The sequence below is a fragment of the Bradyrhizobium sp. AUGA SZCCT0222 genome (genome assembly GCF_018130205.1).
GTDB lineage: Bacteria > Pseudomonadota > Alphaproteobacteria > Rhizobiales > Xanthobacteraceae > Bradyrhizobium.
In genome coordinates, this window is record NZ_JAFCLX010000007.1 from 227,098 (window position 1) to 236,320 (window position 9,223).

Here is a 9,223-nt window from a genome sequence, read left to right on the forward strand (position 1 = left end):
GCGTATCGATGAATGTGTTGCGTAACCAGCCGAAGGGCGCGCGGTTCGCGTCCTTCGGTCTCGGTCTTTGCATCTTCGCATTGATGCCGACCGAGATCGGATATCAGGATATCGCGTCACTGCTGGCCCGGCAGCCGGGCGTCGCCGAACGCTGGCAGAAGCGTGTGTTCTCCACCGCCGGCAATATCCACGTCGCGACCTTCAGCTTCGGCCGTCCGATCGGAACCTCTTCGCCGCAGACCGCAACCTTTCGGCTCACCAGCCTCGACAATCAAGGCATCGACATCACCGGTGCAGTGACGCGCAACCCGATCATCGCCCCGCCGCCGCGTTATCATGCCGCCGATTTCCCCAAGGTCGATCGCACCATGAAGGGCGATCGCCTTGTCATCGCGCCGTCCACGCCTGCGGAGAGCTCAATCCCCGCCGGCAGCGCGCCGGCCATCGAAGATCCTTCGTCCTCAAACGCTTCCGTCAAAGGCCAAAAGACCGCCGCCACGCCGCCTTCAGGTGAGCCCGCGCCGCTCGATCCCGAACTTCAGGCCGCGCTGCGCGCGCCGCCGCTGCCGCAATTCGATGTGTCGATGTCGCTCGAAGCCAAGCCGCTCGAAGCCAAGCCGCTCGACGACAAGCCGCTCGTTAAGCCAAAGGACGTTTCGGTAGCACCGGAAGTGGCGCTCGCGCCCGCGCCGCCGCGCGACAATTTCTCCTTCAAGACCTCGAGCCTGTTTTTTGGCTCGTCGCTCGGCGCGCCCGAAACCATCGAACGCTGGCGGCCGGGCGAAGAACCGATCGTCATGCTGCCGAGCGCGGTGGTTGCCGATCCCGACATGAAGATCATGGCCTCGCTGCCGGTCGATGCCGACGGCCCGGTCAAGGCCGGCGAGATGGGCGTCAGCGTCGCGCCGAAGGGCGAGGTCAATTCCGACAACCAGCGCGCCAAGACCCCGGCCGAGCGGCTCGGCCTGTTCGACGAGAAGTCGCGCGCCAAGTCGGAAAAATGCCTGACCGAAGTTGTCTATTTTGAAGCCCGCGGCGAAGCGGTGCGCGGCCAGATCGCGGTGGCGCAAGTGGTGTTGAACCGAGCCTTCTCCGGCAAATATCCGGATACGGTGTGCGGCGTGGTCTACCAGAACAAGCACCGCCATCTGGCCTGCCAGTTCACCTTCGCCTGCGACAACAACAAGGACGTCGTCAAAGAGCCCGACATGTGGGATCGCGCGCAACGGATCGCAAAGGCGATGCTGGACGGCCAGCTCTGGCTGCCCGAGGTCGACAAGTCGACGCACTACCATGCCTATTGGGTGCGTCCGTCTTGGGTCAGCGAGATGAAGAAGATGTACAAGACCGGCGTGCACACCTTCTACCGGCCCCGCAACTGGGGCGACGGCAGCGACGCGCCAAGCTGGGGCACTGCGGCGGAGACGGCGCAAATTTCCGCCAAGCTCGCCGAAGCTGCAAAGAGCTCGGCAGAGCAGGCGAGCGTCAGAAGGTAGTTATTGTCGTCCCGGCCTAGTGCGCAATTGCGCACGGGGGCCGGGACCCATAGCCACCGGCGGTTATTGTTTTACGCGCTGAGCATTATCTTCCTTTTCCAACAATGCGGGCCGCGGCGTATGGGTCCCGGCCTTCGCCGGGACGACGTGATCATTTCCCTTTGCGCCCGCCCGTCCAACCCACCCCCAAAATTGCACTCGACGATTTTGCAGGGCTGCCCTGCAGCGGAAAAATTTTCTCCGGCGCTCTTGGGATTTCCATGCGAATGCATTAACTCCTCCCGGCGCACCCGGCCGGTCCCCTCCAGCCCCGGCGCCAAGCATCGAGGAAACGCATGGCTGTCACCGCAGACAATCTTCGCCCGGCCAAAGCCAGCTGGCGGACGCCATTGGTGATCATCATCTGCGGATGCGCGATCGCGCTGCTCAGTTTCGGGCCGCGGTCGAGCCTTGGTTTCTTCATCCAGCCCATGAGCAAGGAATTTACCTGGGGCCGCGACGTCTTCGGCCTCGCGCTGGCGCTGCAGAACCTGTTGTGGGGATTGGGCCAGCCGATCGCAGGCGCGATCGCCGACCGCTTCGGCATCCTGCGCGTGATGGTCATCGGCGCGCTGCTCTACGCCGGCGGGCTGCTGGTGATGCGCTACGCTTCGACGCCTGGTTCGCTCGATCTTGGCGCGGGTGTTCTGATCGGTTTCGGGCTTTCGGGCTGTTCGTTCAACCTCGTGCTGTCGGCGTTCAGCAAATTGCTGCCTCCGGAGAAGCGCGGCCTGGCGCTCGGCGCCGGCACCGCTGCCGGTTCGTTCGGACAGTTCCTGTTCGCGCCGTTCGGCGTCGCGCTGATCGACAATTTCGGCTGGCAATCTGCGCTCACCGTATTCGCGCTGCTGATGCTCCTGATCGTGCCGCTGTCGCTGGCGCTCGCAACGCCGCCTGCGACGTCGGAAAATGTGCCGGTCGCGGACCAGCAATCGTTCAAGACGGCGCTCGCGGAAGCGTTCGGCCACCCATCATACGTGCTGCTGGTGCTCGGCTTCTTTACTTGCGGCTTCCAGCTCGCCTTCATCACCGTGCATCTGCCGGCCTATCTGGCCGACCGCGGCATATCTGCGCAGACCGGCGGTTGGGTGATTGCCGCGGTCGGCCTGTTCAACATCATCGGCTCGCTCAGCGTCGGCGTGCTGCAGAACAAGTTCCCGAAGCGCTATATTCTTTCGTTTCTATACTTCGTACGGGCGATGGCGATTGTCGCCTTCATCTCGTTCCCGATCACGCCGCTTTCCGCCATCATGTTCGGCGCCGTTACCGGTCTGGCCTGGCTGTCGACGGTGCCACCGACCTCGGCGCTGGTGGCACTGATGTTCGGCACCCGCTGGTTCGCCACCCTCTATGGCTTCGCTTTTGTCAGCCATCAGGTCGGTGGCTTTCTCGGCGTCTGGCTCGGCGGCATCGTGTTCGAGCAGTATGGCTCGTACACGCCGATCTGGTGGCTTTCGGTACTGTTCGGCGTGCTGTCGGCGCTGATCAACCTGCCGATCGTGGAACAACCGGTCGCGCGGGCGGTTGCGCAGCCCGCCTGATCCGGTAAACACTCTCCCAACTGACAAAGTTCGGGAGAGTTTGCCGTGGGAACGTTCAAGGCCATCAGGATCGACAAGGCGGAAAAAGGTACCACATCAGCGCTGACGCAGTTCGACGAAGCCGAATTGATGGAAGGCGACGTCACCGTCCGCGTCGAATGGTCGACGCTGAATTACAAGGACGGTCTGGCCCTCACCGGCAAGGCCCCGGTGGTGCGGCGTTTCCCGATGATCGCCGGCATCGACTTCGCCGGGATCGTCGAGCAATCCACCCATCCGCAGTGGAAGGCCGGCGACAGGGTGGTCTGCAACGGCTGGGGCATGGGCGAGACCCATCTCGGCAGCTACGCCGAGAAGGCCCGCGTCAAGGGCGACTGGCTGGTGCGGCTGCCCGATAATATCTCTACCCGCGACGCGATGGCGATCGGCACCGCCGGCTACACCGCGATGCTGTCGGTGCTGGCGCTGGAGAAGCACGGTCTGACGCCCAAGAGCGGCCCCGTCGTCGTCACCGGAGCTGCGGGCGGCGTCGGTTCGGTCGCGACCGCCGTGCTGTCCAAGCTCGGCTATCACGTCATCGCCTCCACCGGGCGGGTGTCGGAGGCCGATTATCTGAAAGGTCTCGGCGCCGCCGAGGTGATCGACCGGGCCGAACTGTCAGGCCCCGCAAAACCGCTGGCCAAGGAGCGCTGGGCCGGCGGCATCGACAGCGTCGGATCGACTACGCTCGCCAACATCCTTTCGATGACGAAATATGGCGGCGCTATCGCCGCGTGCGGCCTGGCGGCGGGCATGGACCTGCCGTCTTCGGTGGCGCCGTTCATTTTGCGCGGAGTGTGCCTTCTCGGCATCGATTCGGTGATGTGCCCGATCGAGCAGCGCAAGCTTGCCTGGAGCCGCCTCGCCAGCGATTTGGATCACGGAAAACTAGCTGATATTACTAATGAAATCGGCCTTGACCAAGTCATCGGCGCCGGCGCCAAAATCCTCGCCGGCGAGGTCCGCGGTCGAATCGTGGTAAAAATTCTCTAACGGCGTTCAGACTTTACCAACCATGCTGCTCCAATGTTGCCACGGTTCGTATGGTAAGCAGCGGGTAAAGAGGCCTGCATGATCCGGAAAACGGGATACCGGTTTTCCGCGGAGGTCATGTCTAGCAAGGCGGGTGCCCGCGCTCAGTAGGGTGGAGTTGCTGCATGCTTGCGCGTTTGGTGTTGGGGGCCGTCACGGCCACGGCGATGGTGGTGCCGGCGCTGGCCGGGATGATGAATGCCGATGAAGCCCGCAAGTTTGTGGCCGGCAAGGTTTTCGCCTTCACCTGTTTCGACGGCTCCCGCGGCGCAGGCCGCGTGCTCGACGATCTCGGGGCGGCCGGCTCCATTCAATTCAGCGGCGCGGGGCCGACCCGCCATGTGCGCCTGCCCGGCAACACGCTGCAGATCCGCGGCCAGGCGGTTTGCGCTTCCATCAAGGGTCTTCCGTTCGAGCCGTGCTTCAATCTCGAAAAGCGGGATGACCGCTCCTTCCGGGGATCGGTGTCGGGCATGGGCTTCGCCTATTGCGATTTCCGTCACCAGGGCGCGCAGCAGATGCTGATGGCCCGCTCGGTGGCGCGGCCGCGTTCGCTGCATGCACCGGCGCAGACACGCTCGGCCGACGCGTCGCGCACGGAGGTCTCGGCTCGCGTCGAGACGCCGGCGGTTGAGGCCGCGAAGCTCGAGCCGGTGAAGGCCGAGCCGGCGAAGGCCGAAAGCGCGCCGGAGCTGCGCCGTTCCACCGAGTGATATCAGGCGAAATGAAGCCCAAAGTTGGGAAAGTGTGCCCGTAGTCATACGGGCTGGCGTTTTCACGTCTTGGTAGCGAGTCTGGCCCACCGTGACGGCCTGGGGGCGGCTCATACGTGAGATCAACTATGCCGCTGTATTTTTTCCGGATTAGCAACGGTCACTACGCTGGCGCATCCGACCAGGGCTCCGAATTCGAAAGCCGCGAAGCCGCCTGGGCCGAGATGACCAAGGTGTCCGGCAACCTGCTCGGCAGCATTTCGCGCAGCATGAAGCAGAATGCCGAATGGCAGATGGAAATGCTGGACGAGTCCAAAAAGCCCGTGTTCAGGATCCGCCTCGTGGCGGAATCCGTCACCTAAAGCGTTTCCGAGCGAAGTGGATACCGGTTCGCATAGCAATCAAGTTTGCGCAGATTGCGTAGACTTATCTGCGGTAGAAAACGCGTCAAAACAAGAGTCTAGAGTTTTGGTTCTGATTCAATCAGAACCAAAGCTCTAGGTTTTCGATCGGCAAGTTCCTCCGTTCGGTGCGCCGCCTGACCGATCAACTCTGTGTCGGCACCGCAGGCGCCACCGCTGCCCGCCTGCGGAACAGGATCCGCTGATACAGCCAGCCGATCGCCACCAGCACCAGGCCCAGGCACATAAAGGACAGCGCGCGATAGACCCCGGTCAGCGTCGACATGTCGATCAGGAAGGCTTTCAGGATCGTCAGCGCGATCACGACCGCTGACGCCAGCCGCGCGCGTTGCGAGTTGAAGAGGATGCCGATCCCGAGCATGGCGACGCCGAACGCCAGATAGGCGATCGAGTAGGTGTATTGCTCGGCGCCAGTGGTCGGGCCGATGGCCATGACCGGACCGTGATAGATCCTGCGGATTTCAAACGTCACATAGGCCAGCGCCAGAATGAGCGCGCCTGCCTCGATCGTGTTGGCGTATTCGACCGGACGCCGCCCTGCCACCGCATAGGACAACAGCAGCGCCAGCACCGCGGGCAGGGCATAGCCGAGCAGCAGCAGGTTGATGACGACGCCGCCGACATCGATCGACCATAGCATCGGGTTCTCCAGCACCAGCAGCCCGAACACGGAAGCCAGGCCTGCAAAGACGGTGAGCAGGATTGCGCCGGCATTGTGAACGACACTTCCGGTGCGGAGGCGCAGGCGCTCCAGCCCGATCGCCATCGCCATCGCGACGCAGACCTGCAGCGCGACTTCGGTGAGTCCGGCACTCGGGCGATAGACGTCGCCATTATTGACGGCATGGCGGATTTCCATGAACGCCAGCAGCACCGTGAACAGGATGGCAGCGGATTCGACGATGCGCAGCGGCGCGTCGTCGCCGCCGCGGCGCAGGAAGATGCTGCCGGCCCAGAACGATAGCGCCGGAATGCCGTAGCCCCACAGCAGCCAGTTGAAGATCGGCGTGGTGCCGACGGCGTGGCCTACGATGCGCGGCTCGTAGCCGATCCGCAGCACCACGATGGCGGCGAGGATCGCGGCCAGCGAACGCAGGAACGGGATCGGCCGCTGCATCGAGATCCAGGCGGTGCCTGCCGACATCAGCGCCAGCGCGATCGTGAGCCAGCCTTTTTCCAGCGCGAACGTCAGTGCCAGCGCCAGTGCTGCGAGCGCGCCGGTCGCAAACAGCGCGATCGAGGCCTGCAGGCCCGGACGGTCCTCGCGCTTGGTCAGGATCTCGGTCGCCGCAGCATAGGCGGCGGCAAGGATCACCGCGAGGATCGCGAACGGGATCGAGCGGTCGAGATTCGCGATCCGGGCATAGAGCGCGACCAATAGCGCGAGCGGCGTGAAGACGGCCGTAGCCGACCAGATCACAGGGATGACGGCGCTGGCCGAACGGCCCTGCGCCAGGAATCCCGCGACGCCAAATCCGGCGGCGAAGATCGCGGCGGAGATCAGATGCAACGACACCGATCCGTCCGTGGCGCTCGGCCCGATGCCTGCGATCGGCCCGCCGGGCAGAACCAGCATGTCAGGGTTGGCGCGGATCGCCCATTCGGCGAACACGATGAAGACGAGACCGGCGGCGGCGCCGACCGCGCCGACCGCGGCTTCGGTGCGCCAGGCCACCAACAAGCTGCCGGCCACCAGCAGGCCGAACGCGACCATCGCGACGTCGGCATGAGAACTGTTCAGCACGATCAGGGTCGCGCCGAGCAGATAGGCCGCGAGCGAGCCGGACGAAATCGGTTCGATCTCGCCTTCTTGCGCTGAAGGCCCGAACATGAAGCCGCACACGACAAGCAATGCGGCGAGGATGAAGCCGGCGATCACATGGAACACATGCGGCGCGACCATCGACGGGCCGCACTGCAGGCAGGGGAGCGTCCATAGCAGCGCGAACACGATGGTGGTGACCGCAAGCCAGCGCCACATCCGCACGCGCGCCAGCCCGAACGCGGCCGCAGTGACGATCGCGAGATAGACGTACAGCGCCCAGAAGTCCGGCTTGCCGGAGGAGACCAGGACCGGGGTGACGAAGGCTCCGACGATGGCAAGCCCGGCCAGCGCCGGCCCGTGCAGCAGTGCCGCGGCCAGCGTGCCCATCGCCACCAGCCCAAGCAGGATGAACGCGGTGGCGGGCACCAGGAAGCCGTACAGCGCATAGGCTGCGTAGACGGTCGCAAAGGCCACCGCCGTGCCGGCGGCGGTCAGGATCGCCGGGATGTTGGCGATCGGCGTCGCTTCGATCGTGGAGATGCTTTCCTTGCGGCGGGTCCATTCGCCGGCAGCGAGCAGCGCCAGCGCGAACAGGCCGCCAAGAAGCACACGCACTCCGGGGCCGAGCAGGCCGGCCTCGATCGAATAGCGCACCATGAAGAAGCCGCCGAGCGCCAGCGTCAGGCCGCCGATCCACACCACCCAGCGGGTGCCGAGTGTTTCCTCGAAACCGCGATCGGGCTGCGGCAAGGGCGGCGGCGGCGCGGCGGGCGGGCCGTCAGCCGTGTCAGCCGTCGTCCCGGCGGCTGCTTCAGCCGGCGTCCATGAGTCGGGAGGGACCCATTGATCCACAGGCACAATCGGCGGCGGCTCGGCTGCGACGCCCGGAGAGGCAGGCGCAGTATCTTGCTCGAACATGTGGGGAAGCGGTGGCGGGACGGGCCGGGCGAGCGCTGCCGCCGCTTCCATCCTGTCCAGCCGCCTTCGCAACTCCCCGATCTCGTTCATCGCCTTGACGGCAACGATAACGGCGACAATGGCGAACAGGAACGGAAGAATTACAAACTCGTCGAGCATCAGGCCTCCAGGCGGGCACGCAGAAACGTTAACCGCCTCTATGCGGCCCGTCGCAATGCTGTGAGTGCAGTTTTGCCCGGAAAAAGTTCAAATCGCCCCCGGGGGCGGCATTTTAGCGCGCTATTCGAGCAGGATTATTCGAGGTCCACGCGGAAGGGGCGGCCCTCGACGGTCATGCTGCCCGGGCCCATCTCGTCGAGCGCCCGCAGCATCCGCCCCTCGCGCCCCAGCGCCTTGTCGGCGAGGCTGACGATCAGCCGGTTGGGCTGGGCGATCGGCGAGGCGGCGCGGATCTGCCGGGCGATCGAAATCTCGTCGCGGTGCGGATTGAGCATGCAGGCGGCCGCAAAGGCGCTGGCGGTCGAACGGCTGATGCCGGCATAGCAATGCACCACCATCGGCGCGCTGCGATCCCAGCCGCGCACGAAGTTCAGCACCTTCTCGATATGCGCGTCCGACGGCGCCAGAAAGCCATCCATCACCTCGGTGATGTCGTCCATAGACACGCGCAAATGGTTGGCCTCGAGCACCGAGGCCGGCCGCTGCACCTGATCGACATTGGCCATCACGGTGAGGATATGGCTGGCGCCGGTGGCCTTGACGGTTTCGGGAAGGGCGGCGAGCGAACAGACGTGAAGCATGGCGATCCTTTTGGGGAACTGTCCGTCGCGGCAGTCCCTGGAGTAGTCGCCATTATAGGCCGGTGTGGGGGCCGGTCAAAGCGCCCTTCGGCCCGGGTGGGCTACGGACCCCGACAGGCAAATCACTTCGGGTATTCGGAAGTCGTGTCAAGCCCCAAATTAAAAAATATTTCTGTTTACCAGAATGGAAATCAGGTGCATATATTTGCCCATCCCGTCCTACTCAGAAGGGCGTCGGCCGTCGTCACGGACGTTGGGCGGGTTGCGGTGGACGCTGGGCTCACGTCTGACGACGGCGTGGATCGAGCGTACGGCAAAACCGTGTGGTCCTGGCGCCCGTTGCTGGCGTCAAGCCGTCGGCTAAGCGTGAGCTGAACCGGTGGTGACGGAGTCAACCAAGAACTCGTCTCCGGGGAGATCACGGCATAAGCCGTAAAGCCACTGCGCAGGGAAGGCCG

The 9,223-nt window shown here is 64.4% G+C and carries 7 protein-coding genes; 5 read left to right on the forward strand and 2 right to left on the reverse strand.

Features of this window, described 5'->3' with window-relative positions; all coding sequences use genetic code 11:
- The first annotated feature begins 8 nt into the window (after positions 1–8).
- The 5 genes from JQ629_RS09015 (at position 9) to JQ629_RS09035 (ending at position 5,222) form a co-directional block, all read left to right on the forward strand.
- Positions 9–1,496 carry a cell wall hydrolase gene (locus JQ629_RS09015; protein WP_212412350.1) on the forward strand — a complete coding sequence of 496 codons (1,488 nt, stop codon included), beginning with the start codon at positions 9–11 and terminating at the stop codon, positions 1,494–1,496.
- A 335-nt stretch (positions 1,497–1,831) separates the two neighbouring features.
- Positions 1,832–3,076, forward strand: coding sequence for an MFS transporter (locus tag JQ629_RS09020; RefSeq protein ID WP_212412351.1), 1,245 nt, complete (start codon positions 1,832–1,834; stop codon positions 3,074–3,076).
- 45 nt (positions 3,077–3,121) lie between these two features.
- Positions 3,122–4,108, forward strand: coding sequence for an acrylyl-CoA reductase (NADPH) (acuI, locus tag JQ629_RS09025; protein ID WP_212412352.1), 987 nt, complete (start codon positions 3,122–3,124; stop codon positions 4,106–4,108).
- A 164-nt stretch (positions 4,109–4,272) separates the two neighbouring features.
- A complete protein-coding gene (locus JQ629_RS09030) occupies positions 4,273–4,860 on the forward strand; it encodes a hypothetical protein (RefSeq protein ID WP_212035420.1) in 588 nt (195 codons plus the stop codon).
- A gap of 128 nt (positions 4,861–4,988) precedes the next feature.
- Entirely contained in the window at positions 4,989–5,222 is a 234-nt protein-coding gene (locus JQ629_RS09035; protein ID WP_212210966.1) for a DUF6894 family protein, read from the forward strand.
- 184 nt (positions 5,223–5,406) lie between these two features.
- On the opposite strand, the gene JQ629_RS09040 is transcribed toward JQ629_RS09035, so the two are convergent.
- Together JQ629_RS09040 and JQ629_RS09045 are read right to left on the reverse strand one after the other, a co-directional pair.
- Complete coding sequence (locus JQ629_RS09040) at positions 5,407–8,124, reverse strand: DUF2339 domain-containing protein (protein WP_212412353.1); 2,718 nt, start codon at positions 8,122–8,124, stop codon at positions 5,407–5,409.
- Between the two features lie 134 nt (positions 8,125–8,258).
- Positions 8,259–8,765, reverse strand: a complete 507-nt coding sequence (locus JQ629_RS09045) for a tyrosine phosphatase family protein (protein ID WP_192735197.1) — start codon at positions 8,763–8,765, stop codon at positions 8,259–8,261.
- Between the last annotated feature and the right edge of the window lie 458 nt (positions 8,766–9,223).

Excerpts from the sequence above, each read along its gene's own strand:
- JQ629_RS09030 (WP_212035420.1), top strand. The coding sequence starts at position 4,273 with ATGCTTGCGCGTTTGGTGTTGGGGGCCGTCACGGCCACGGCGATGGTG.
- JQ629_RS09045 (WP_192735197.1), bottom strand. The coding sequence starts at position 8,765 with ATGCTTCACGTCTGTTCGCTCGCCGCCCTTCCCGAAACCGTCAAGGCC.
- JQ629_RS09015 (WP_212412350.1), top strand. The coding sequence starts at position 9 with ATGAATGTGTTGCGTAACCAGCCGAAGGGCGCGCGGTTCGCGTCCTTC.
- JQ629_RS09035 (WP_212210966.1), top strand. The coding sequence starts at position 4,989 with ATGCCGCTGTATTTTTTCCGGATTAGCAACGGTCACTACGCTGGCGCA.
- JQ629_RS09020 (WP_212412351.1), top strand. The coding sequence starts at position 1,832 with ATGGCTGTCACCGCAGACAATCTTCGCCCGGCCAAAGCCAGCTGGCGG.
- JQ629_RS09040 (WP_212412353.1), bottom strand. The coding sequence starts at position 8,124 with ATGCTCGACGAGTTTGTAATTCTTCCGTTCCTGTTCGCCATTGTCGCC.